Origin of the sequence: Anaerobacillus alkalilacustris (genome assembly GCF_001866005.1) — a bacterium.
Taxonomy (GTDB): domain Bacteria; phylum Bacillota; class Bacilli; order Bacillales; family Anaerobacillaceae; genus Anaerobacillus; species Anaerobacillus alkalilacustris.
Window position 1 is genome coordinate 1 of record NZ_MLQR01000013.1, and the last position, 25,015, is coordinate 25,015.

General features: G+C 34.9%; 17 protein-coding genes, 1 rRNA gene, 2 pseudogenes and 2 riboswitches. Of the genes and pseudogenes, 3 read left to right on the plus strand and 17 right to left on the minus strand.

The window, feature by feature from the left end; genetic code table 11:
- The 6 genes from BKP37_RS06450 to BKP37_RS06475 form a co-directional block, all read right to left on the minus strand.
- Window positions 1–150 (minus strand): 16S ribosomal RNA (locus tag BKP37_RS06450); the annotation flags it as partial.
- 418 nt (window positions 151–568) lie between these two features.
- Entirely contained in the window at window positions 569–1,870 is a 1,302-nt protein-coding gene (locus BKP37_RS06455; RefSeq protein WP_071308821.1) for an NCS2 family permease, read from the minus strand.
- 211 nt (window positions 1,871–2,081) lie between these two features.
- Window positions 2,082–2,183: riboswitch (purine riboswitch) on the minus strand.
- A gap of 233 nt (window positions 2,184–2,416) precedes the next feature.
- Window positions 2,417–3,955 (minus strand): glutamine-hydrolyzing GMP synthase, encoded by a 1,539-nt coding sequence (gene guaA / locus BKP37_RS06460; protein ID WP_071308822.1) that lies wholly within the window; start codon window positions 3,953–3,955, stop codon window positions 2,417–2,419.
- Between the two features lie 687 nt (window positions 3,956–4,642).
- A riboswitch (purine riboswitch) is annotated at window positions 4,643–4,743 on the minus strand.
- Between the two features lie 42 nt (window positions 4,744–4,785).
- Window positions 4,786–7,062 (minus strand): transglutaminaseTgpA domain-containing protein, encoded by a 2,277-nt coding sequence (locus tag BKP37_RS06465; protein WP_071308823.1) that lies wholly within the window; start codon window positions 7,060–7,062, stop codon window positions 4,786–4,788.
- Entirely contained in the window at window positions 7,046–8,263 is a 1,218-nt protein-coding gene (locus BKP37_RS06470) for a DUF58 domain-containing protein (protein WP_071308824.1), read from the minus strand. The genes BKP37_RS06465 and BKP37_RS06470 overlap by 17 nt, the downstream gene beginning before the upstream one ends.
- Window positions 8,263–9,234, minus strand: coding sequence for an AAA family ATPase (locus BKP37_RS06475; protein ID WP_071308825.1), 972 nt, complete (start codon window positions 9,232–9,234; stop codon window positions 8,263–8,265). Before BKP37_RS06475 ends, BKP37_RS06470 begins: the two co-directional genes overlap by 1 nt.
- A 623-nt stretch (window positions 9,235–9,857) precedes the next feature.
- Here BKP37_RS06475 and mreBH point away from each other — a divergent pair.
- The gene (gene mreBH / locus BKP37_RS06485; protein WP_071308827.1) at window positions 9,858–10,868 is read left to right on the plus strand and encodes a rod-share determining protein MreBH; all 1,011 of its coding nucleotides are present in this window, start codon (window positions 9,858–9,860) and stop codon (window positions 10,866–10,868) included.
- Between the two features lie 794 nt (window positions 10,869–11,662).
- A pseudogene (locus BKP37_RS06495) lies at window positions 11,663–12,085 on the plus strand (VOC family protein).
- Window positions 12,086–12,134: 49 nt separating this feature from the next.
- Here the strand turns inward: BKP37_RS06495 and BKP37_RS20660 are convergent.
- The 3 genes and pseudogenes from BKP37_RS20660 to BKP37_RS06505 all read right to left on the minus strand — a co-directional run bounded on the left by BKP37_RS20660 (window position 12,135) and on the right by BKP37_RS06505 (window position 14,023).
- Window positions 12,135–12,260, minus strand: a complete 126-nt coding sequence (locus BKP37_RS20660) for a hypothetical protein (RefSeq protein WP_281243010.1) — start codon at window positions 12,258–12,260, stop codon at window positions 12,135–12,137.
- Between the two features lie 70 nt (window positions 12,261–12,330).
- The gene (locus BKP37_RS06500; RefSeq protein ID WP_071308829.1) at window positions 12,331–13,194 is read right to left on the minus strand and encodes a PhzF family phenazine biosynthesis protein; all 864 of its coding nucleotides are present in this window, start codon (window positions 13,192–13,194) and stop codon (window positions 12,331–12,333) included.
- Between the two features lie 46 nt (window positions 13,195–13,240).
- Window positions 13,241–14,023: pseudogene (locus tag BKP37_RS06505) on the minus strand (PhzF family phenazine biosynthesis protein).
- A 107-nt stretch (window positions 14,024–14,130) separates the two neighbouring features.
- Between BKP37_RS06505 and pdxR the strand changes: the two are divergent.
- On the plus strand, window positions 14,131–15,609 hold the full coding sequence (gene pdxR / locus BKP37_RS06510) for a MocR-like pyridoxine biosynthesis transcription factor PdxR (protein ID WP_071308830.1): 1,479 nt from the start codon (window positions 14,131–14,133) through the stop codon (window positions 15,607–15,609).
- Between the two features lie 705 nt (window positions 15,610–16,314).
- Here pdxR and BKP37_RS19580 read toward each other — a convergent pair.
- From BKP37_RS19580 to BKP37_RS06550, 8 genes are all read right to left on the minus strand, one after another.
- Complete coding sequence (locus BKP37_RS19580) at window positions 16,315–17,157, minus strand: sugar ABC transporter permease (RefSeq protein WP_071308831.1); 843 nt, start codon at window positions 17,155–17,157, stop codon at window positions 16,315–16,317.
- On the minus strand, window positions 17,158–18,426 hold the full coding sequence (locus tag BKP37_RS19585) for a sugar ABC transporter permease (protein WP_071308832.1): 1,269 nt from the start codon (window positions 18,424–18,426) through the stop codon (window positions 17,158–17,160).
- Between the two features lie 74 nt (window positions 18,427–18,500).
- Window positions 18,501–19,751, minus strand: a complete 1,251-nt coding sequence (locus BKP37_RS06525) for a sugar ABC transporter substrate-binding protein (RefSeq protein WP_071308833.1) — start codon at window positions 19,749–19,751, stop codon at window positions 18,501–18,503.
- Window positions 19,752–19,772: 21 nt separating this feature from the next.
- Window positions 19,773–21,446: a glycoside hydrolase family 13 protein gene (locus BKP37_RS06530; RefSeq protein WP_071308834.1), complete on the minus strand. Its 1,674-nt coding sequence runs from the start codon at window positions 21,444–21,446 to the stop codon at window positions 19,773–19,775.
- Window positions 21,447–21,689: 243 nt separating this feature from the next.
- Window positions 21,690–22,694: a LacI family DNA-binding transcriptional regulator gene (locus tag BKP37_RS06535; protein WP_071308835.1), complete on the minus strand. Its 1,005-nt coding sequence runs from the start codon at window positions 22,692–22,694 to the stop codon at window positions 21,690–21,692.
- Between the two features lie 317 nt (window positions 22,695–23,011).
- Entirely contained in the window at window positions 23,012–23,371 is a 360-nt protein-coding gene (locus tag BKP37_RS06540; RefSeq protein WP_281243011.1) for a DUF6398 domain-containing protein, read from the minus strand.
- A gap of 27 nt (window positions 23,372–23,398) precedes the next feature.
- Complete coding sequence (locus BKP37_RS06545; RefSeq protein WP_245712456.1) at window positions 23,399–24,160, minus strand: RQC-minor-1 family DNA-binding protein; 762 nt, start codon at window positions 24,158–24,160, stop codon at window positions 23,399–23,401.
- Window positions 24,157–24,459, minus strand: coding sequence for a hypothetical protein (locus BKP37_RS06550; RefSeq protein WP_071308837.1), 303 nt, complete (start codon window positions 24,457–24,459; stop codon window positions 24,157–24,159). The genes BKP37_RS06545 and BKP37_RS06550 overlap by 4 nt, the downstream gene beginning before the upstream one ends.
- Between the last annotated feature and the right edge of the window lie 556 nt (window positions 24,460–25,015).

Here is a 25,015-nt window from a genome sequence, read left to right on the forward strand (position 1 = left end):
GTTATCCCAGTCTACAGGGCAGGTTGCCCACGTGTTACTCACCCGTCCGCCGCTAATTTCAGGGAGCAAGCTCCCATCCATTCGCTCGACTTGCATGTATTAGGCACGCCGCCAGCGTTCGTCCTGAGCCAGGATCAAACTCTCCATAAAAGTGTTTGATAAAGCTCAAAAATAAAAATTCATTGACGAGATATTTACTATCTCTTTAATTCGCTTGGCTGTGTGTTCAGTTTTCAAAGAACAATTTTTCAAAGTTGCTTTTCAACAACAAGAATTAAATTGTAACATTCTAATTTACTTTAGTCAATAACTTTTTTCACTGAAGTTCATAAAGTTTATTGTCAAATTAGCGACTTGATTAATATACCATTTCAGAACCCTCACGTCAACACTTTTTGTTTATAAATTTAATAACTAACACAAAAAAATAATTGGTTTAATGAACAACGATTTTAACCATATCAATTATATTCAATAAAGCAAGAAATATATATATAAATCAAAACCTACTCAATCCATAATAAAAAGGGTTTGTCACCAGAAAAGCGACAAACCCAAAATAGATATCTTATAAAAATACGAAGTAGGCAATAAAGATAACAAACAATACATACATAATTGGATGAACCTCTTTTGCTTTCCCTTTTGCAACCATAGTAATCGGGTAAAAGATAAAACCTATCGCAATACCATCAGCAATACTAAATGTTAATGGCATAGTCAACGCCGTTAAGAACGCAGGAACTGCAATTTCGAACTTATTCCATTCAATTTGACTTAACGAAGAAGCCATAAGTACACCAACAATAATTAGTGCTGGCGCAGTAATCGCTGGAGTTGTGTCAAAAATAACTAATAGCGGCGAAAAGAATAAAGCCACTAAAAATAACATACCGGTTGTCACAGAAGTAAAACCAGTTCTACCACCAGCAGCAACACCCGATGAAGACTCAATATAAGCAGTTGTCGTAGATGTACCCAATAAAGCACCGATCGAAGTTGCCGAAGAATCAGCCAATAACGCTCTGTCAGCACGAGGTAACTTATTGTCTTTAACAAACCCAGCTTGATTAGCAACTGCATATAAAGTTCCGGCAGTATCAAAGAAATCTACAAATAAGAAAGTTAAAATAACTACTAACAAGCTAACAGTAAATATTTCAGAGAAATCAATTGAAAAAGCAGCCATAAATGTTGGTGATAAACTTGGAACAGAACCAACAATACCAGACGGCATCGGAGCCACACCTGTAATTACCCCTACAATCGCAGTAATAATCATGCCATAAAATATCCCACCTTTAAAACCACGAACCATAAAGATAGACGTTACTACCAATCCAAATATCGCAAGAAGAGGCCCACCAGCAGTAAGATGACCTAAAGTAACAAGTGTCGCTTCGTACCCTACAATAATACCAGCATTTTTTAAACCGATGAAGGCAATAAATAACCCAATACCCGCAGCTGCCGCATACTTCAATTCAGCAGGAATAGCATTAATAATTTTTTCGCGGATTTTCGTAACAGTAATAATTATAAAAATAATACCAGACATAAATACGCCAAATAATGCAGTTTCCCACGGAATACCCATTCCTAGGACAACACCAAAAGTAAAAAATGCATTTAAACCCATACCAGGCGCTAAAGCAATAGGATAGTTAGCAACAATACCCATAATCAGGGTACCAATAGCTGCCGCTAAAGCCGTAGCGGTAAATACCGCACCCGTATCCATACCAGTAGCACTTAAAATAGAAGGGTTAACAAATAAAATATACGCCATTGATAAGAACGTTGTTAAACCTGCAATCATTTCCTGACGATACGAAGTACCGTGCTCCTTAAAACCAAAATAACGATCCATTACAAAAAGTTCCTCCTCAAAAATGTAATTTTAGTTTTTTTGTTATACACTGATGTACAACTTTGAAGCTGCTAACATTTTTAGCGTTAGCCATAACATTCTTTTTATTCAGAAACGAATAAAAAGAAAGCTCTAGGGAGATGTAATATCTACCTAGAGCTTGACAACAAGAAAATCTACATAATGATATAAGATACTAACAAGCACCTACAAAATTATGTACTCTCTTCGTAGTCAAGCTATTTACGGTAGCTCGGTAGAAACGCTCAGGCCATATTCCTAAGTATATACGAAAAAAAATTACGTTTTTTAATAATACTAAGCAAGTTTATCAACAAAATCCGACAAAGTCAACAAGAAAAAACGAACTTTATACAAGGTGATACGTAGCATCATTCGTGTTTGTTTAATAAACAAATTTATGGATTTTTTTAAAATAAATCTTTAAATGTTAAAAACCATATTAACTTAACTATTATATGTCTTAACAAAAACGTAGGCTCGTCACCTAAAAAGATAACAAACCTAACGTCTTTAACACTTAAACTATTCCCACTCAATTGTTGCAGGTGGCTTAGATGTAATATCGTAAACAACACGATTTACATTTTTTACTTCATTTACAATTCTCACAGAAATTTTTTCTAATACTTCATAAGGGATTCTCGCCCAATCAGATGTCATACCATCAATCGACGTAACTGCACGAATTCCAACTGTGTAGTCATATGTTCTTGCATCCCCCATAACACCTACACTACGCATATCAGGAAGTGCAGTGAAGTATTGCCAAATTTCTCGATCGAGTCCCGCTTTTTTGATCTCATCACGAAGAATCGCATCACTTTCACGTACAATTTCTAATTTTTCTTCTGTAATTTCACCTAATACTCTTATTCCTAGTCCTGGACCCGGGAAAGGTTGACGCCATACAACTTCATCAGAAATACCCAATTCAGTACCTACTTTTCTTACTTCATCTTTAAATAAAGTATTTAACGGCTCAATTAATTTAAATTTCATATCTTCTGGTAATCCACCAACATTATGATGCGACTTAATTGTTTGAGCAGTCGCTGTACCACTTTCAACAATATCAGTATATAGAGTTCCTTGAGCTAAGAAGTCCATTCCCTCTAATTTATCAGCTTCTTCTTGAAACACATAGATAAATTCATTCCCAATAATTTTTCTTTTTTGTTCCGGATCAGAAACACCACTTAATTTGCCTAAGAAGCGATCTTTAGCATCGATCTTAATAACATTCATGTTAAAACCTTCAGAGAATGTTTTCATGACACTTTCGGCTTCACCTTTTCTCAGTAAACCATGATCTATAAACATACACGTAAGTTGGTCACCGATCGCTTTGTGGATTAAAACAGCCACAACAGACGAATCTACTCCGCCACTTAAAGCACAAAGTACTTTACGGTCTCCAACCAACTTCTTAATTTTTTCCATTTCAATTTCAATGAAGTTTTCCATTGACCAATTGCCTTCACATTCACATACTTTAAATACAAAGTTTTCTAATAGTTGAATTCCGTATTCAGAGTGTCGTACTTCTGGATGAAACTGCACGCCGTATAAACCTCGAGAAATATCACTCATAGCCGCAATAGGACATGAAGGGTTTGTCGCATCAACAACGAAACCTTCTGGTGGAGTTACAACTAGATCTCCATGGCTCATCCAAACAGACTGTTCCGTTGGTAATTCATGATATAATCTATTTGGATTTTCGACAGTTATCATTGCTTTTCCGTACTCACGATGATTAGCAGCTTCTACTTTTCCACCGAAATGATGCGACATTAATTGCATCCCATAACAAATCCCTAAAATTGGGATACCTAATTCAAAAATTTCTTCATCACATTGAGGCGATCCTTCCGCATAAGCACTGTTAGGTCCACCAGAGAAAATAATTCCTTTTGGATTAATTTCCTTTAGCTCAGCTGCCGTAAGTGTATGTGGGTGTAGTTCACTAAATACACCAAGGTCACGAATTCTTCTTGCTATCAATTGGTTATATTGACCACCAAAATCTAAAACAATGATTTTTTCATTAATATTTTCCATCCTCTTACTCCACCCTTTATTCTTTTTTTCAACATTACGTTGATTTACATTAATACTTTTCTATTTGAAAACTAAACTTGCCGCTTGACCTGTAACGCAAAGCAGAATTATCCGTTTTTCTTATACTTCTACCTAGCTAAAAGTATTTAAAATTCCTAAATATACAAGAAAAATGCAAGCGCCTCTGTCACGAGCAGCTGCTCCTGTGCCACTCCGTTTGCTCGTCGCAAAGCCGCTCTTTGGCTTCCTACGTGCTTTTAGCGTCTTCTAGTATTGCTTCGTAGTAGCTTCCTCGAAGCAAAGCTGCATGAAGCTATTCAGAGACGTTATTCAAGTAGTTATTGAAGTCAGTTGCTTGACTGAAGTGACCGAGATCGTCGGCGCTGAAGCTAGACAGTTTCCAAGTTAGAAATTTATAAATTCTGATACTGTAAAAAAACTAGGATCTACCTTTGGAAGCGAGTATTATACTGTTAAAATTCAGCATACATCTCTTCACAAAATAGGTAACTTAAATAAGGATCTTTTATTATAAAGTATGACACAGGAGTAACTACCTTATTACTAAGGTAGTTACTAAAACTTTATTTTATCCTTATATAAGTTCCTACAAAGGCAGAATCCTAGTTGTTAGAAAAACATCTTTATGCTTTTAGGTAAAGCAAATTTAGTTTTTATTAACATCAAAAGAAAAGTTCCCGCCTTCATAGTCAAGTCATTTACGGTGACTTGGTAGAAACTCTTAGGCCTATTCCTAAGGATATATGAAGGTATATCTACAACGTTCGACATTTAGTACGAAATTATTGTAACAGCCGTATTAAAATCGGTCAAGAACCCATCTTCCTTAATATCGCCTCCCAAGACGAGTGCATTTCTTTCCATAAAGAAGGATCTTTGAAGTTTCCATAAATTATTTTTTCATATTTAAGCGTTAACCTCGTCATTTCAGTACAAGATAATGACTTGTCTATCCTACTTGCATATTCTCGTAACGTTTCATCCGTATAACGATAGTAGCCATTCAATTGCAATAACCATAAAAGACGTTCATAGGCACTCAAATAAGTATTTTCATCCCTTGATTTCAATTTAAACCAAGTAAGAAAAAAGAAAGTTATTAACCTTTTATAGGTTTTATAAAATAAAAATCCTATCAATAACATTATTAAAGGAAACCAAATGAATGGATTTGAAAAAGGAAAAGATTTTGATGAGCTTTCTTCCACTTCGGTAGTTACACTCTCTTCAATAGTCGATATGGACTCAACCTCTTCTTCTAATGGTAAAAATGGATTTTCAGGGTCATTATCCCGTTGTGGCACCTGTACTTGTTCGTAACTTTCTTCAACGCCACTTTGATCAAGTTCTCTATCTAATTGATTTCCTTCAACAAACTCAAAACTAGCGTTAAAGCCCCTTGTTGGCTCAAATGGTACCCAACCTACATTTGGGAAATAGACTTCGACCCACGAATGAGCGTTGGCATTCGTTATTTCATACTTCTTCTTTCCATTTTCAACTAAACCTATTTCTCTACCTTGTGTAAAACCTTTAACCCAACGTGCAGGTATATCAAGAGTACGTAACATAACAACCATCGAGGTAGAAAAATTATTACAATAGCCTCGGCGTGTTTCAAACAAAAACTGATCGACATAGTCTTGGCCTTCGGAAGGTATTGCTACATCTTGCGTCTCATACTTATAATCGTATTCTGAGAAGTACTCCTCAATCGCTTTTACTTTATCATAACGATTATCGTAATTTCTTGTAATTTCACTTGCCAAGATACCTACTCTCTCAGGTAATTCCGGAAGTTGAAGGTATACTTCTTTTATATGATCAGGATCTAAGTTTGTTCTATACTTTAATTGTTCAATAACAAATGATGGATAATTGTATGTTATTAAGTACTCTTGTAAAAGTAATGGATTATGATTGGTTGAGCTCATTGCACTAACTTTGCCACTCACATAATCAATTGAAAATTGAAACGGCTCTTCTAGAAACTCAGCGTTATACTTTAAACCATCAACATGAACCTCTAATAGTTCACCCGGATAAAAAAAGTGAGAGAAATGGCGATCATCAAGCATTGTAATGGTTGTTTCTTGTACATGTTTTGCTGTACCTTGCTCATAAAACTGTACGGAAACTTTTTCATTATATTGCTCACTATAGCGGAACGTTCGATTTAGTTGCTGTTCTACTGATTCCCAACCTTTTCCTGTGTAAATCTCCTTTGATTCCCCTCGCCAATAATGACCTTGGTTTGCTACAGCTGTAAACACAACCGTATCGTCATAAGCGAAACCGCCACCTAACCTCTCATCATTGTCACTATATCCAATTGTTCTATGTCCACCACTCAGGTTTTCCCCAGACATAGCTCCTTGAACCATAGGAAGTGGGTCTGGCCAATGAGGTTCATACTTAGGCAAAAAAAATGCAACTACTGCTACAAATGCGATCATACATGTCATAATACTAATCCAAACTCCATTACTAAGTTTATCCGTCTTTATTCGTTCGGTTTCTTCGAGCCTCATTTTAAAGAGAATTGTCATTAGCAAAAAACTTGATACAACAAGCCTCACAATAGAAGTACTTGCATCATAAATCGTAAATGTATCAAGAATTGTAACATATATAATTGTAATGAAAAGAAAGGAAAAGATTTTCTTAACGTGATAGATCCAAAAATGAATTAAATAACTTGTAATGGCCAGAACCAAGAATAACAAAAAACTTCGAAACTCGTAAGATAGATCGTTCATTTTTCTATTAAATAAGAATTCTATATTTCTCGCAAAATCTTCACCAAACCAAGTTAATGTTGAAAATCCTTCAAGTATAAATGAACCACCAAAAAAAATATAATGTAAACCATACATCATAGCGATAAAAATAATCGGAACAGATATATAACTAGCCACACGTAAATACATAAAAATAAAACAAAAAAAAGTAAACCAAACAAACACATATAAGTTTCCAGTATCTGTGATGATTGGCAGTGGGCGAAGCCACTCCCAAAGTACTAGAAATGCTAACCCGTAGATTAAAATCAAAGAAAACGAGAAAATGTTACGATTTTTGAGCAACAGCTTCCCCTCCTTTTAATTCAACTCGAAAGATATCTCCATTAACTACATAACTGAGCACCCCTAATGTCATAATTTGATGTAACTTTTTATTTTCATCTTCTGTTATTCGCCTAGCCTCTGAGACAAAACAGAAAACGATTTGAACTCTTTTTTTCTTTAAACGGTGAACGTTCTCAACCATAGCCGCTGTTATTCTAGTTGTTATCAAGAGAACAATTAAATCTGTTGCTATTTTTCTAATTTCATTTTCAAAAACTCGATCAAATGTGTTACCTAATTGATAATTGAGTTTAGCTAAATGTTCTAACAAACTTCCTTGCTGAGATTTTGCTAGATTAATCGAGTAACCGTTATCTTTATCTCCTATTGTAAGTAACCCTATTTGATGATTTTTTTTATAACTGTGAACATTAAATGATGTGGCTAACTCTACCGCCTTTTCAAAAATTTGCGCTTTCCTTTTATCTATAATTGAACAATCAAGAGTAATAAGAAATTGCTGCCCAAGATATTGTTCAAATTCCTTTGTCATTAGTTTATTAACCCTAGCTGTGCCTTTCCAGTCAATACTTGTTAATCGATCTCCAGGAATATACTCTCTAGCACCCGCTACTGATGTAATATCTTCTATTAATCTCTGTGAAGTAATGTTAGACCCTGTTTTATTTTCATTGTATATGTTTAAGCTTTCTATTTCTTGAAAATTAGGATAGACTAAAACATCATCCTTTACGTTAAAAACTTTCATCTTCTTAAACATCCCAAAAAAATCACTAGTATGAAGTTTTACCTTCACAAACTGATATTCTCCGCGTTTTAAACCATTTAATGAATATGAAACATCAAAATTCCTTCGAATAAATGGGTAAATAATGAATTTAGAGGTTTTCTGTTCATTTTTATGTAACATGACATCTTCAGCCACAAAATAAAGAATCGGAAAAGGAAATTTCCGATAAAAAGTGATCGTTATCTTTAGATCTTCTCCGACAACTAACCTATCTGTACTTACCTTTCTTTTTACTTCTATATCACCGATAGGCATTAGGCAAAACAATAGCAACGTTACACTGATCAGCGTAGTAGAATAAAAAAGAAACCAACTAACAAATCCCCCTTGGAACATAGCATAAAAAAAGGTTACCGTTCCCAATCCAAGAATGATGAAAATTCTTAGTAACATTTGTAGTTTTTCCATTAGCGTATCGCTTCTTTTTTTACAGGAATTTTTACATATTGGAGAATCTCTTTAACTACTGTTTGAGGAGACAGATTAGCATACTTTGAATCTGAGTTTAAAATGACACGATGACTTAGCACGAATTCAGCTAAATATTTAATATCATCTGGAATGACGTATTCTCTACCTTGAATATAGGCATAGGATTGAGCTGCTTTCATTAGTGCGATAGATCCTCTAGGACTAACACCAAGATAGACAGATTGGTGGCTTCTCGTTTCATTTATAATTGAGATAATATATGATTTTACCAAGTTATCGACATATACGTTTGTAACTTCCTTTTGCATTTGTAGTAAATCTTCTAATGATAAAACTGCTTCTATTTTTTCAATTGGGTGCTGCTTTTCAACCCGAGTTAATACTTCCATCTCTTCCTCAGGAGTCGGATAGCCAATTTTAAATTTAAATAAAAATCGATCTAGCTGGGCTTCCGGAAGAGGATATGTGCCCCCGTATTCTATAGGATTTTGTGTAGCCATAACAAAAAAAGGCTTTTCCAAGAGCCGTGTTTCTCCATCTATAGTTACACTTGCTTCCTCAAGAGCTTCAAGGAGAGCTGCTTGAGTTTTAGGTGAGGTTCTGTTAATTTCATCTGCTAAAACCACGTTCGCCATTATCGGACCAGGTCGAAATTTAAAGTCCATCACCTTTTGATCGTAAATTGAGATACCAGTGACATCAGATGGTAATAAGTCTGGAGTGAACTGAATTCGTTTATAATTTGCTCCTATAGATTTAGCGATAGCTCGTACCATCATCGTTTTTCCTACACCAGGTACATCTTCTAATAAAACATGACCACCACTTAGCAGGGCTACTAAACTTAAAGTTACTTCTTTTTGTTTTCCTACCACAACTTTTTCTACATTATCTATTACTTTATCAATTAACGGATATTTTTCCGATAGAGTCCGGTTCTGATACAAAGTAAATACCTCCTCTAGTCAAATACTATTTACCTTTTCTATTTAATGATAACACTTCATATATAGTTTTTCTTTATTTTTACATTAGCATTATTTTACTATTCTGTTTACACTAGTAATTAAGACGCTTATTATAGGGTTTTGTTACACCTGGGGAGATAGCAAGAAATGATATTCAGGTCAAAGTAATTCCTCTTCTATTATTCTATACAGTGAACTCGTTTCAGCAAGCTGAAACATCGGAAAATCCCACCCCGCTACGCTTAGAGGCGGGGGNCTTTACCCACAAAAAAATTCAGATAAAGAATATGCGTATTCAGCCTATTGGGTTTGGGTATATATCCTTTCCTAAATTTTTTTCCATGTTCATCATTTATTCTTAATTGATACATAAGGAAATCATGTCCCAAATGAAAAAATAACTTCGGACCTATCTGTCGTATCCAAAAGGGCCAGGCTTCATTCAACTAATCTCCCAACTGTCTAATAAAAATAGAACTATAGTTGCAGGTTAGTCTCGTATTATTACATATAATGTAAGCTATAGGTCTCTTTCGATATAGTTAATAACTTGTTAGAATAAATAGTTGATAGACAAGTTACTACAAAGTTGGTGAAAAGAAATGTGGGCAAATATCGAAATTGGTATAGATTTAGGCACTGCAAACTTACTGATCTACAGTAAAGATAAAGGAATTATCTTGAATGAACCCTCTGTGGTTGCAATTAACACTGATACAAATGAAGTATTAGCTGTAGGGGTAGAAGCGAAGAATATGATTGGTAAAACCCCTGCTAATGTTATAGCAGTAAGACCACTTAGAGAAGGAGTTATTGCTGATTTTAGCACAACATCACGTATGTTAAAGGCAATAATGAAAAAAGCTAGTAAAAAATTAGGTCTATCACTTCGCAAGCCAAATGTAGTAGTTAGTACACCTTCAGGTTCAACGTCCGTTGAACGCCGTGCCATTGTTGACGCTGTGCGGAGCTGCGGTACTAAAAATGTTTATTTAATAGAGGAACCTGTAGCTGCAGCTATAGGAGTAGGTCTTCCTGTTGATGAACCTATTGCAAGTGTGATTGTTGATATAGGGGGTGGGACAACAGAAGTAGCTATAATCTCTTTTGGTGGTATTGTTACGAGTAATTCCATAAGAGTTGGCGGCGATAAGTTTGATGACCTAATTATACAACATGTTAGAAAGACATATAATGTATTAATTGGTGAGAGAACTGCAGAACAAATAAAAATAGAACTTGGTTATTCGCCTATCGAACACGAAAAAATTACAATGGAAGTACGCGGAAGAGACCTTGTTAATGGTTTACCGAAAACAATTAGACTTCACTCTAAAGAGATTCAAAAAGCACTCCACGAATCTTTGCTCCAGTTATTAAAAGCCATTCGACTAACACTTGAAAATTGCCCTCCGGAGCTAAGTGGAGATATTGTTGATCAAGGCGTTACATTAACAGGTGGTGGGGCTCTTCTTAACGGGATGGAAGAGTGGCTTTCCCGTGAAATATCGGTACCTGTTCACATCGCATCTAACCCTATTGAAGCTGTGGCAGTTGGCACTGGGCGTTCCCTTAAGTTTATTAATAACCTAGAAAAAGCATCGATATCATAAAAAGTAGCTATGTATCTATCTCTTTCAAGTAATAACACCATTTTTTATTGTTATTGCTTTGGAGAGATAAGCTGCTTATTTTTTTTTGCAAAAAAAAGATACCCTTTCCATTATTTCGAAATATAAGATTTACACCTATTTACCCCCGGTTTATTGCGTTGTTATTAACAATTAGAACTCCTAACTCTTATTAAAGTAAATACTTATGCTCACATTCTGGCTGTTAGGTCTGGGGTGCCTACCCCGGCTAGATGATACGTTAGAGCGGCGTGGGGCAGACCTTAAACGGATTTTAAGACTTTTCAGCCGACCTTGTATTTTATAGAGATCCTTTTTTAATTGTATATTTTCTTTTTTCAGTCTACCAATCTCTTTTAAAGCTTGAGTGAGCTGTTCTTGAATATCCATAAGGCTACTCCAATCATTAAAATCTTTAACTCTAGTTTAGCCAAGAAAACACTTATTCAACAGTATAAATCGAATGAAAATAGACATTACGAGAATACCCTAACTTCAAAATTGATGAAAAACTAATATTTTTACTATGTGTGAAAAAAGTGTGCAATATCCAGATATCGCTAAATTTTTACTGTGACATCTTTAACGCTGTTTTACCGTTTTTTATTTGATTGCGTAGGCAAAGTGTTATTAATTACTGTAGACTGTTTAACCCTTACGTTTATTTACTTATTATATTGAACAGTATTAATGTAATGTGTATTAAACTTTTATTTGTCTACTAATCATTAATTGTTATGATTTACTTTATAATTAATTTAGGAGGTTCCATTTTTATGAAACCACGTATAACAGTCATTACTTTAGGTGTAGATAATTTAGAAAAGTCATTGCATTTTTATCGTGATGGTCTTGGTCTACACACAGAAGGGATTATCGGTGAAGAATTTGAACATGGTGCAGTTGCCTTTTTTGACTTACAAGGTGGCCTAAAACTTGCCATTTGAAATCGTAAAGACATCGCATATGAGACAAAAGTTACTTTAACTGCATCAAGCCCTACCGAATTTACACTAGGACACAATGTTAATAGTAAAGCCGAGGTCGATACAGTGATGGAACAGGCAAAACAGGCAGGTGCAACTATCACTGATCCAGCTCATGACACTTTTTGGGGTGGATACTCTGGTCACTTCCAAGATCCAGATGGTCACTTATGGGAAGTGGTTTGGAATCCACATTGGGACACAATTGAATAACTCATTGTTTTATTGTAAAGCTGGTAGTCGTTGGCTTTTTTATAGCATATTATATGTCATATACGAAGAAGAGACGATCACTTAATAAAAATAATCGTCTCCGTAATTTATCAATAGTATATTTGTACTGCTGCGCAATAAATAGATATATTGTTTTTTCGTCTTGCTTATTCATAATTAGCTCCATAAACGTCAATAGATAAACGCGCCCGTTTATTAAAGAAAAGCACCCGTTCAAAATCAAATTATAACCATTTACCTTCTGCTACAACAAAAGCACTACCACCTATTTGGATGGAGTATTTAGAATTATTTTTAGTAGCTACCGCTTTTAATAATGATTTCCTGTTAATTGAATACCCTTGTTCAACTGAATAACTTATATCATTGCTATCAAAAAAATTATGTTCTAATAAATAACCAGCTAAATTTCCGTTAGCACTCCCCGTAGCTGGGTCTTCTAAATGACCTGAAGTAAACATAAAAACTCTTGCATGTAAGTCGTTAGAAGGGTTTACAGTTTCTTTTGTAAAGACAAGAAGATTTGCATTTTCGATTTCCGATAAAAGGTCGTCATAAAGTTGATGATTTATTTTACATTGGTTTACTGCATCTAAAGTTTTCATATTTACAATAATACTTGGTAGTCCAGTTGAAACTACTTGAACAGGAAGTTCAACATTGATATCCTCAATGTCAATTTGGAGAATTTCCGAAATAGTTTCTACGTCTATTGTAGAGTTAAATATAGGTTGATTTTGTAACATCCAACCCTCTTGACCATTAAACATTACAGGAATTTGTCCTACTTCAAGATTAAGTTTAATTTCATTTGATTCATTACTGTCAATAAAACGTTGAATAATGTATGCAGTACCAAGTGTAGGATGTCCCGCAAATGGTATCTCTGAATCAGGTGTAAAAATCTTTACATTGTAGCCACCATCTTTTTGTAATCCTGACATAATAAATGTAGTTTCTGAAAAGTTTATTTCCTTTGCAATTTTTTGCATTTCTTCTTGTTTAATATCCTCGTCAGGAATACAGACAGCTAATTGATTTCCTTCATATTGTTTTTCCGCAAATACATCAACAATGTAAAATTTCATTTCCTTTCTCCTCCTTTAGACTTTGAGATATTTAATGTTTTCTAGATTAAACTCCGATATTTAATTCGGCTACTGAATATAATACTGCTTTTCCAGCCATCTTTACTCGAGTATCCTCATGTTTACAATAAAGCGTTCCACCTCTACTTGATAATTGTCTAGCCACCATTTCCTTTTTTCCTAGTCTATTTGCCCAAAACGGAATTAAGCTACAGTGCAAGGAACCTGTTACGGGATCTTCATTTACTTTTAGCTTAGGGAAAAAACCTCGGGAAACAAAATCATAATCACTTCCATTGGCCGTAACACAAACACCCAATCCTTCTGACAATGTTTCTAATTTGGCAAAGTCAGGGCTTACGTTTCTTACTTCTTCCTCGGACTCTAGTATGAATACAAGATCTCTGTTTAAGTATGTTTCTTTTGGTACAATTCCCAAAGCGCTGATCATTTAATCAGTAGCAGAAATTTCTTCTGAAGAAACGGAAGGGAAATCCAGTTCATATAAATCATCTTGTTTATTTACGGTTAACTCTCCACTGATTGTACTGAACTTGACACAATCTAATTGCATTTCATAGTAATTTAGAATGATAAATGCTGTTGCTAACGTTGCGTGCCCACAAAGGTTAATCTCTCCTCCAGGTGTAAACCATCTCAGCCCATAATGTGCTCCTTCTTTTACTGAAAATGCTGTTTCCGATAGGTTATTTTCAATGGCTATATTCTGCATAAGTTCATCTGAAATCCATTCATCCATAATACACACTCCCGCTGGATTTCCTTCAAAAACCTTTTCTGCAAAAGCATCGACTACAAAATATTTCATATCATTTCCCTCCAAGTGTTATAATGTGTTTGACGAATTAATGGTATTTTACATCTGTTTATGTATAACACTCAACGATCATGTATAACACTTAAAGGAGGAAAATCATGCATATTGAGATTCAACGTAATGCTGACGTTTCAATAACGAAGCAAATATACCTTTCCATTCTCGATCATATCCGTTCAGATCTCTTAGAAGAAGAGCTACAATTACCTTCTGTACGCGAGCTCTCAAAACAGCTTGGGGTAAGTTTAGTTACTGTAGTAAAGGCCTATCAAAAGCTAGAACAAGATGGATTTATTACTTCAGTTCAAGGGAAAGGAACGTTTATTAGGAAGATAAAAATGGAAGAAACAGAAAGTAAAAAAGGAACCAATTCATATGATTGGCAACTTTCCGTTCAAGATTATTTACCCAGGTCTCAATTTGCTCGTTTTCACCAAGTCCCTGAAAAAATTCATCTTTCGTCTTCTATGATAGATCCTGGACTTCTACCTAATCGATACTTAGAGCAAGAAATTCACAAGATGCTTTCTGAAAACCCAAAAGTTCTCTCACAATATGGAGAGATCCAAGGAGATAAAGCGCTTAGGCAGGCAATGGTTGAGTATTTACAAAGGATGGACCTGCCAACTTCTCCTGATAATATTTTAGTTACAAGTGGTTCACAACAAGGAATTGACCTAATTGCTCGTACTTTTGTTGGACCTGGTGATGTAGTAGTAATGGAAGCTCCCACTTATCCAGGAGCTATTGATGTGTTTCGTGGGAGAGGTGCTACCATTCTTACCATTCCTGTTGATAGCGATGGAATGAGAGTAGATTTACTTCACAATTTGTGTGATAAATATAAACCAAAAATTATTTATACAGTCCCTACGTTTCACAACCCAACTGGTGCTGTAATGCCCACAAAACGCCGCAGACAAATTCTTGAGATTGCTAAAAGTACGCAGTGTTTAGTGATTGAGGATGACCCATGTAGTGAAATATATTTTGAAAGAAAGCCTCCAGCATCAATGAAAAGTCTGGATAAAGACGGTCATGTTATTTACTTGAAAGGCTTAAGCAAAATATTAGCTCCAGGTTGTAGAATTGGAATATTAGCTACTTCTGGTTCTATATTCAAACGTCTATTAGCTGCAAAGGCTAACACCGACTTAGGGAGTCCTTTACTTACACAGAAAGCCATCATTCCATTTATTACTTCAAAAAGAATGATGGATCATCTAAAAAAATTAAGAACAGCTCTAAAGATACGGTGCGATCTTGTTCTGGAGATTCTGTCACAACATGCACCTGAAGAAGTTTCTTGGTTCATACCAAAAGGAGGATTAAACGTATGGCTTACTCTTCCTTCTTGGATTAATACGGATCACCTCTTAATAGAAGCTAAAAAAGAACAAATCACTTTTTTACCTGGGTCAGCTTGTTACCCAACAGAGCAAGAAAATCATCATTTACGATTGAGCTTTTCTTATATGAATGAACAACAATTAACACAAGGTGTGACAACCATTTGTAACCTCCTAAAATCCGCAATTGATTTAAAAATATATCAGGATAGCTCACCACATTTTTGATTAAAGTTCAAATTGATTGTTTCAGAGCTAAAAAAATAAAACCCCATTCTTTATGGGGTTTGGTATTTCTCATTAAATATTACTTGTGTTTATTAGAGGTATTAGTTTAAGTGCATTTTTTCACATAGACATTTAAAAGCGAATATTCTTGTTGCACAGTAAGAAGCCACTACGTAATACAAGGGTTAATCTGACCCTTTGGCAGAAGACTGTTTCTATTGAACATCAATCGAATTTTAATAACATTTTTTTCCAAAACTATGGTTTTATATCTTTTAACACCAGAAGGGTTGCAGTGGTAAACAGTCTGTTATTCTTCGGTACACTTGTTGTCATTTGGTGGTAAATGCAATGTCAAAGGTGGTACATTTCAATGACTGTAATCAAGCCTGTCCATAAAATCCTACTTTGGCTTCTGCAAGTAATGACGTATGCGGTACCTAAGAGAATGGTGTGAACATGTGACACAAGAAAAAAGAGCTTCTCAAAAGTTGGATCAACTTATGAGAAGCTCTTTTTCTTATGTTAGCAATTTGTTAGCAATTTGTTAGCAAAATTTTGTCTCGCTTTGATTCAAGGTTTCATTCAGGACTTAGAGATCTTATAATAAATTTGCATGATAAATGAGTTTCTTTCTTTGCCATTATGTTGGAATGTCTTCCTTTAAACGAAATAAAACAATTTATAAAAATCCTTACTCCCTGACTACCCCTTCGTAGCACCAGATGTTAGTCCTGAAATTAAATATCGTTGCAGGAACAAAAAGACAGTTGCGATAGGTATTGCAATTAGAACCGCCCCAGCAGCAAAACGAGTAAAGTTATTACCAAATTGTTCATTAATAAAATTAAATAAACCTAAGGCTAATGTATAATTTTCTGGACTTCGTAAAATGATACTTGGAAGAATAAAGTCCATAAATGGGGTCATAAAGTTAAACAGAGCAACTACTGCCAAAATGGGTTTTGCTAATGGTAACATAATGGTAAAGAAAATCCTAAAATGCCCAGCTCCATCAATTTTTGCTGATTCATCTAATTCTTTAGGGATGGTGTCAAAATACCCTTTTACCAAGAAAACATTCATTGGAATTGCTCCACCTATATAAATCAAAATTAAACCAGTTAATGAATCTAGCAAGTTGACCATGTTTAAAAGAATGTATATGGCAACCATCGCCATAAGAACTGGAAACATTTGTAATAGCAAGAAGGTGTATATACCATTCTTTCTTCCTATAAATTGATATCTTGAAAAAGCATATGCAATAAGAGAAACCACTACTACAGCGCTAATAGATGTGATTACTGCAACAATTAATGTATTTTTGTACCAAAGTAAATAGTCACTAGCGGGATTAAAAAAGAGCCACTGATAATGAACAAATGAAAAGTTTTCAGGTATCATTGAAGACCCGTATAAGCTTGTCCCTGGATTTAACGATAGACCGATTGTCCACATTAATGGATATAATATTGCTACAAAGACGATCCCAATAAATGCATAAATTCCTGCTACTTGTAAATTGCTTTTTGTTTTTATAGACATTTACATTTCCTCCTTGAAGGAACGTGTGCGTCGGAATTGATAAAATGCAAATGTAGCAATAACCAACCCGATAATGATTGAAATTGCAGCGGCCATATTGTAATTTTGAGTTTCAAAGGTTAAATTATAAACCCATGAAATCAAAATATCCGTACCACCAGCATTCTGTCCTCGCACAGCAGGTCCACCTTGATTAAAGAGATAAATTATATTAAAGTTATTAAAATTCCCCGCATACTGCATGATTAGTAATGGCGCTGTTGCAAACATTATATGAGGAAATGTTATATTTCTAAATTTCTGCCAACTAGAAGCTCCATCCATATCCGCCGCTTCATACCAATCCTTGGAAATGCTTTGTAATATCCCCGTGAAGATAGCAAATACAAAAGGAAAACCTAACCAAACTTGAATACCTATAAGTGCTATTTTCGCCCAGAACGGATCCGTCATCCATGGAATAGCTTGGCCAAAAAGTGGTATTAGAATATCACGATTGATTGCACCAAAGTCATTATTAAACAGTGCAGCGAAAATTAAAATCGTAACAAAACCTGGAACAGCCCATGGTAAAATCAATACAGTTCTTATAATTTTTTTAAACTTGATTCTTGGATCATTAACAAAAATTGCTAATATTAGAGCCAATGCAATTTGTAAGGTAGTAGCTACTAATGTCCAAATAATTGTCCAAGAGAGAACACTCAAAAATGTACTACGCCAAATTGGTACTGTCAGTAATGAAGTAAAGTTATCAAGTCCTACCCAATTCAATAAGTTTCTCGGTGGAGAATTATATAAGTTATAATCCGTAAAAGCTAAAAAGACCATGAATAGTAATGGAAATACAACAACAAATACTAATAAGAATAGTCCAGGACCTACAAGTAAATATGGAAAACTCTTATCCCAACCATCTTTAAAACCTTCTCTTAAACTATTAGGGCGATATCCTTTCTGAAGTTTCACAGCATCTTTATACGCATCCATTAAATTTAATACATAAAAAGTCAATGCAAAACCTGTAATGATAAGAGAAATAATCCCTTGAGCGAGTAAGACACGCGAATCATCTAATCTAGGAACTTCACCAAGAGTGAAAAGGCCCCAATATCCTATATTTAAAAATTGATAAAATGTCATTATAAACGCGAAAAATAACAGAAAAAAGATTGTTCCTTTCAAGAAACGACGGTTATATATCTGCCCTAATCCAGGAATGATTGATAACATAGATGCTACCTTTGGATTATGCTTTTCCTGATTCATATACTTGCACCTGCCTTTGGAAATATAGAGTGAAAGAATGCTTAATGCATTCTTTCACCGTACTATCTAAAAAATTAGTTACTTCCATCTAAAAGTGAGATCTGTTCTTTTATGGTAGCTACAGCTTCTTCTAATACTTCCTTTGGATCTTCACCTTGAGAAATGAACACTAATGCATCACCCATTGGGTTCCACACTTGGGCCATTTCAGGTATATTAGGCATTGGGACAGCATATTGTATTTGTTCTTGAATTCCTTGATATAGCTCATCGTCTACGGTGACATCACTCCGTGCCGGAATGCGCTTAAGTTCATCGAACAGAAACTTTGAGTTTTCAGGATTGGACATAAATAATGCAAAATCAGTTGCCCAATATTTGTTTTCACTATATTCTGAGATAGCCATTCCTTTTACTCCTAAAAACGATTGTAATTGATTGCCGTTAAATGTTGGGAGTGGGGCAATGGCTAAGTTATCACCTAAACCAGAACTAAAATCAGGGATTCCCCAAGGACCTGAAATAATTGCTCCTACTTTACCTTCACGGAATAATCCATTCATAACATCGTAAGTAACACTTTTGGGTATATAATTATTTTCATGCCAAGAACGAATTAAATTTGCTCCCTCTACTACTGCATCAGATGCTAATCCAATATCACTCGTATCAAATCCACCTTCTTCATTTTCTCCAAAAACATACCCACCTGCTGCAGTTAAAAAAGGGAACATTGGATAAAAATCTGATGTAATATTTAAAAATCCATACTCATTTTTCTCAGTATTAGTTAAATTTGCTGCAATATTTGTAATATCTTCTATTGTCTTAGGAGCCTCAGGGACAAGTTCTTTATTATAGAACAACCCAATTGTTTCAACTGATGATGGGATTCCTAATAATTTACCATTGTACGTAAACGCTTCTAGTGCAGACTCTTCATATCCGCTTAATTGTTCTTCTGTTAATGTCAATTCCGCTGCTACACCTTGTAAATATGAATCACCTATGCGGTCATGTGTTTCGTAATATAAATCAGGTCCTTTCCCTGCAGGTGCATCTAGGGATAGGTCCGCATTTCTAGCATCTATCACGTTCACCTTAATACCTGTTTTTTCTGTATATCTATCTCCGATAACTTGAAATGTAGATAAAATATCATCCCATGCCCAAAAAGTCAGTTCTTCTGGCTTGTCTGGAGCTTCTCCATTACTTGCTTCCTGTTTGATCTCCGTTGTGTCACGTTGTGGTCCGCAAGCTGTCAAAATTATTGATAGTACTAACACCACTATAAAACTAGATGATATAAATTTGGTCTTTAACATATTATTTCCTCCTAAGTAGTTTTAAATTAACATGTACACACAAGCTTCATAAGGTCTAAACTTTAATTCTTTTGATAAACCACCTCTTTGTTTTTTATAATTTTTTAGAATAAGTGAATACTCATCGTATTTTAGGTCATCTGGTAGCTCAACCTTAATTACTTTTTCGGTCATATTACAGATAACTAATGCCTTTTTATCGTCTAAAACACGTAAATAAGCGAATATTTCAGGGTGATCAGGTAGTAATAACTGATAAGACCCGTACACAAAAACTTCATTATCTTTTCTTAGTTTTATAAGATTTTTATAGAAATTTAAAATCGAATCCTCATCTTCCAATTGGTCTGCGACATTAATAGAAATATAATTTGGATTCATCTTTAACCATGTATTGCTCGTGGTAGAGAAACCAGAGTTTTCACCCGCATTCCATTGCATAGGTGTCCGGGAATTATCTCGACATTGCGCCCAAATTATTTTCATTAAATCTTCGTGGGATTCACCTTGTTCACGTTTTTCATGATAAAAATTTAGCATTCCTACATCATTGTAATCTTCGATGCTCTTAAACTGGACATTTGTCATTCCAATTTCTTGTCCTTGATAGATAAAAGGAGTACCTTGCATTAAGAAATAAGTTGTTGCAAGCATCTTTGCGCTTTCTTTCCAATAGCGTTCATCATCACCCCAGCATGACACACTTCTAGGCAAATCATGATTTTCTAAAAATAAAGCATTCCATCCCTTTCCCTCTAGTCCAACTTGCCATTTACTTAATGCTTTTTTAAAGCCTAATAAATCTTTTGTATTTTCTTTGCCCTTATCCCATAACGCTACATGGTCAAACTGAAAGATCATATTAAAACAACCATTATCTTCTCCTACCCAAAACTCTGCATCTTTGACAGTTACACCACCAGCTTCACCAACAGTCATTACATCATAGTTTTTGACTGTCTTTTCAGAGAATTCACTTAAAAACTTCTCGATCCCTTTCACATTGGTTGTATATTTTGCAGCAGGGACAACATCTAGCTTTTTGGGATTAGGCAAATCAGGGAATCCAGGCTCTCTTTTTATATGTGAAATAGCATCGATACGGAAACCATCTATACCCTTATCCAGCCACCAATTCACTGTTTCATATAATGTCTGACGCACTTCTGGATTCTCCCAATTTAAATCAGGTTGTCGTTTAGAGAACAAGTGCATAAAGTATTCATTTGTCTGTTCATCATATTCCCAAACCGAACCACTAAAAATTGACTCCCAGTTGTTAGGCGGGTTCCCATCTTCTTTCCCTTTTCGCCAAATATACCAATCACGTTTCGGATTATCTTTAGAAGATCGGGACTCAATAAACCAATCATGTTCATCACTAGTATGATTTATTACTAAATCAATAATTAATTTCATATCGCGATTATGAACTTCTTCTAGCAATTGGTTAAAATCTTCCATTGCACCAAATTCATCCATAATATCTTTATAATCAGATATATCGTAACCGTTATCATCGTTAGGTGACTTATACATTGGGCATATCCATATCACATCTATACCCAAACTTTTAATATAATCAAGTTTTTGAATCATTCCTTGCAGATCACCAATTCCGTCTCCATTACTATCTTTAAAACTTCTTGGATAGACCTGATAAGCTACACTTTCTTTCCACCATTTTTTCTGCATAAATATTACACTCCTGATTTTCAATAGTTGCATTTTTATTTACGTAACCGGTTACGTAAAACTAAAAAAATATAATTTACCTAACACATTAAAACCCTAACTATCTTTATACTATGATCCAGTAAAATCTACGTAACCGGTTACGTGACAATACAAAAAAATAACTGAGTTCCCTACCAATTTTCCCTTTGGTTAATTAAATCCTATTGCCACGTAACCGGTTACGTATTTCCGAAAGAGAGATTATTGCGAGCGTACACTTAGTCTCTCAATAATTTGATGATCAAGGATACAATTACTAACTTCTGTGTCCGAATTAATCAATTTAAACATCAGATTTGCAGCTTTTTCTGCCATTTCATTATGAGATAGCGAAACGGATGTTAGCGGTGGAGACATAAACTTACATAAACTTATATCGTCCATGCCAATAACAGATAATTTTTCAGGAACTTTAATACCTAAGTTATAAGCTGCAGACAAGACACCCATACCAATTTCATCATTCTCCGTAAAAATAGCTGTAAGGTCGGGTACTCGATTTAACAAACGTTTGAGGCCTGTTACTCCATCATCGATAGAAAACTTCCCATACTCAATATAACTTTCATTAAAAGGTATGTTGTAGTCAGAGAGAGCGCTTTTGAATCCCTCTACTCTGGGAATAAGGTTACCGGCAATCCGTTCTTCTTTATTTCCACTAATCATCCCAATATTCTTATGACCTTTTTGTATTAAATACGAAGTCCCTGTGTACGCAGCTTCGTAGTCATTTGCTGTAACATAAGGCACGGGAAATTCTGAATAAGCAGACAATAGAACAACTGGAACTCTCATCTTTACGATATAATCATAATACTCTTTTTTCAGTACTGTACTAGCTAAAATAAGACCATCGATTCGTTTTTCGTGTAATAGTTGCAGATATTTCATAGTTTTGATACCATGCGACTCTGTGTGACATACGATAACACTCGAACCTATCTTGTGCGCAACTGACTCAATTCCATTCAAGAATTCAGTAATTAAAGAACTTGTTAAGTTTGGGACTAATACACCAATGGTATCTGTTCTTTTATTAGTCAATCCTCTTGCTATCCCACTAGGATAGTAATCTAATTCTTGAATAACATTAAGTACTTTTCTTTTTGTCTTTTCTGAATAACCACCTTGGTCGTTCAATACCCTAGAAACTGTTGCTGTTGATACATTTGCTTTTTTAGCTACATCTTTAATTGTATAGGTCATAATTATATCCTTCTTCCTAACTACGTAACCGGTTACGTAAAGATTAACATAGAACGAAAAGACTTTCAATATAAAATTCCAAAAAATTATTTCACCTATCCCCACCATTAAAATGCAAATGTGATCCAGACAAAAAATGTTCCTGTGGTAAGACTTCGATTTAGCTAGTCCTGACCCAAAAAGCGGAAAAAGAAGACAGGTGAATCGATGCTAAAACTCTTTATGTAATGCTTAATTTTTTTGTCCCTATTTTCCTAATTGGTACTTTGTTCATTAAGGAGTTAATTCCAATAATGTCCCCTTTTGTCCCTATTTTATTAAGGAGAATAAATATATTTGGTTCTTGCTCCCTTTCCAACAATCTTAACACCATCTAGTTCCAATTCTTTTATCAAACGTTGTACCTGCTTTTGGTTCATCTCTGTTAATTGCCTTATTTCCTTATTAGTTAAACTTCGATCTGTTTTTAATATAGATAATATGCGAATTTTGACTTCTTCCTTATCCAAAATTTGCTGACGTTCATATTGCAATTCATTAATGCTTCCAAGTGCATGGATCACCGCAGCTGCCCAAATTTCAATTTTTCCTTTCAAAAAGGGGACATCTTTTTTTCTGGCCATTTTATCGACTAGTTTTTTAATGTCATCATCATATTCATTGTACTTGTCATAAATTCCACTCCTATTTCTCTTTTCTAAATATTAACAAAGGAAATCTTCATATCTTCTGTCCCTACACTTTTCACAGCTTCTTGGGAGTACGAATCCTTTTTGTTTATAAAACTTCTGTTCACCGACTGAAAAAGTGAAACGCTCACCACATTTATAGCATTTTAAAAGAAGATCTTGAGGAGCCGCTCCTTCCAATGCTTCATTAACGGATGCCTCTCTTTTTAATACTTGTTGATGATTAATTGTTTCATTTTCTTCCAAGGCTTTGATTACCTCATAAATCCTAGCTTTTACCTTTTTATAATCAACTTTCGACCACGCTGTTAGATACGGTATATACCTTTTGTCTGTTGTCTCTTTCACCTTCTCAAGAAACAAAAGGATCATCTCGCGATTGCGATCTTTTAAGTAACTCATGTCTGGACTACTATTACCTTGTTTTAACCATTGTTTCCATTCCCGTAAAAATTCATCAGCACGCTGGTTAGCCTCAATCTGCCAACCTCGTTCAGTAAAAATAATCATCGGTAATTTCCCATCATATTGAATATCTAGGAAATCATAGTCAATCATCCAATCAATTTTATTCATGACCTCTTCAATTTTTTCTGATTTGAAATACCCGTAGACTGGACACTTATCTAGCCCTAACTGTAATACCTTTTTCTCACGTGAGCCCTTCAAAATTTTCGCAAGAAGCGTTCGTCCCCCTTGCGCAATAATTTCATCGGCTGCTCTTAAAATCGCTCTTTTATCTTCTTCCGACAAGTACATATTGTTTGACTTTTTCAAAACGGCAACTCCTCATCTGAGATATCAATGATTTTTGGGGCTGACTTCCTTTTTTCCCACTCTATTTTTCGCATTTCCGGGAGCTGACTTGTTATTTTTATCGTATACCCAAACTTTTTCTCGTACAAGTCACGAATCCATACCTTAACAGGTACCTTCCATTGTTGTTTGTGTGAAGGAATGTTTTTCAATAGGCTTTTAGGTGTCATACCCAGCTCCTTCGCCATCTGTATATCAGCTTGATTTAGACGACAACGCTTTTTTGCTTCTTCCCAAGTAGCATTCTTTTGTTTTGACATGACATTATGATTCAACTCCTTCAATCAAATTCTTTAAGGAATTATACTATCAAACATGATCTTTGAAAAACTATTGTATCACTATGAGGGAAGACTTCCTTTTATAAAACTCCAAAATATAAAAAGTACACCTTTCTTACTTTTAAAAGAGTGTGCCTTTACTTCGTTATTAATATATTATCAAAATCCACTTCTTTCATTGGTTCTGCTACATAAGCTCCTTTTTCACTGTCAACGGTAAAGCAATTGGGAGAAGCTTATTCTAATTAATAAACTAGTATATCAAAAGTCACCTCCTTTGACAGGGAGACCACTGAAAAACTTACGTTTTTAAAAAGTCTTAGAAATTAACAGAGTAAAAAAGACAGCCCAAATTCATTATTTTGAATTTCGGAGCTGTCTTTTTGTGTTATTCGATAATTTGTATCCCTATTTTTTGTTCATTAGTGTCAATATTCTTTTCACATTCACTGTGAAAATAGCCATTGCCCCTTGCAGTTGCATGCCAATTAGAGACCCGTGGATTCTGCAACATCGTACCCGTGTCTATGTTTTA

What these genes read in the sequence shown, in the direction of transcription:
- BKP37_RS06455 (WP_071308821.1), bottom strand. Translation starts at nt 1,870, where the DNA reads ATGGATCGTTATTTTGGTTTTAAGGAGCACGGTACTTCGTATCGTCAG.
- BKP37_RS06470 (WP_071308824.1), bottom strand. Translation starts at nt 8,263, where the DNA reads ATGGAAAAACTACAAATGTTACTAAGAATTTTCATCATTCTTGGATTG.
- guaA (WP_071308822.1), bottom strand. Translation starts at nt 3,955, where the DNA reads ATGGAAAATATTAATGAAAAAATCATTGTTTTAGATTTTGGTGGTCAA.
- pdxR (WP_071308830.1), top strand. Translation starts at nt 14,131, where the DNA reads ATGCATATTGAGATTCAACGTAATGCTGACGTTTCAATAACGAAGCAA.
- BKP37_RS06525 (WP_071308833.1), bottom strand. Translation starts at nt 19,751, where the DNA reads ATGTTAAAGACCAAATTTATATCATCTAGTTTTATAGTGGTGTTAGTA.
- BKP37_RS19585 (WP_071308832.1), bottom strand. Translation starts at nt 18,426, where the DNA reads ATGAATCAGGAAAAGCATAATCCAAAGGTAGCATCTATGTTATCAATC.
- BKP37_RS19580 (WP_071308831.1), bottom strand. Translation starts at nt 17,157, where the DNA reads ATGTCTATAAAAACAAAAAGCAATTTACAAGTAGCAGGAATTTATGCA.
- BKP37_RS06530 (WP_071308834.1), bottom strand. Translation starts at nt 21,446, where the DNA reads ATGCAGAAAAAATGGTGGAAAGAAAGTGTAGCTTATCAGGTCTATCCA.
- BKP37_RS06550 (WP_071308837.1), bottom strand. Translation starts at nt 24,459, where the DNA reads ATGTCAAAACAAAAGAATGCTACTTGGGAAGAAGCAAAAAAGCGTTGT.
- BKP37_RS06535 (WP_071308835.1), bottom strand. Translation starts at nt 22,694, where the DNA reads ATGACCTATACAATTAAAGATGTAGCTAAAAAAGCAAATGTATCAACA.
- mreBH (WP_071308827.1), top strand. Translation starts at nt 9,858, where the DNA reads ATGTGGGCAAATATCGAAATTGGTATAGATTTAGGCACTGCAAACTTA.
- BKP37_RS06500 (WP_071308829.1), bottom strand. Translation starts at nt 13,194, where the DNA reads ATGAAATTTTACATTGTTGATGTATTTGCGGAAAAACAATATGAAGGA.
- BKP37_RS20660 (WP_281243010.1), bottom strand. Translation starts at nt 12,260, where the DNA reads ATGAATAAGCAAGACGAAAAAACAATATATCTATTTATTGCGCAGCAG.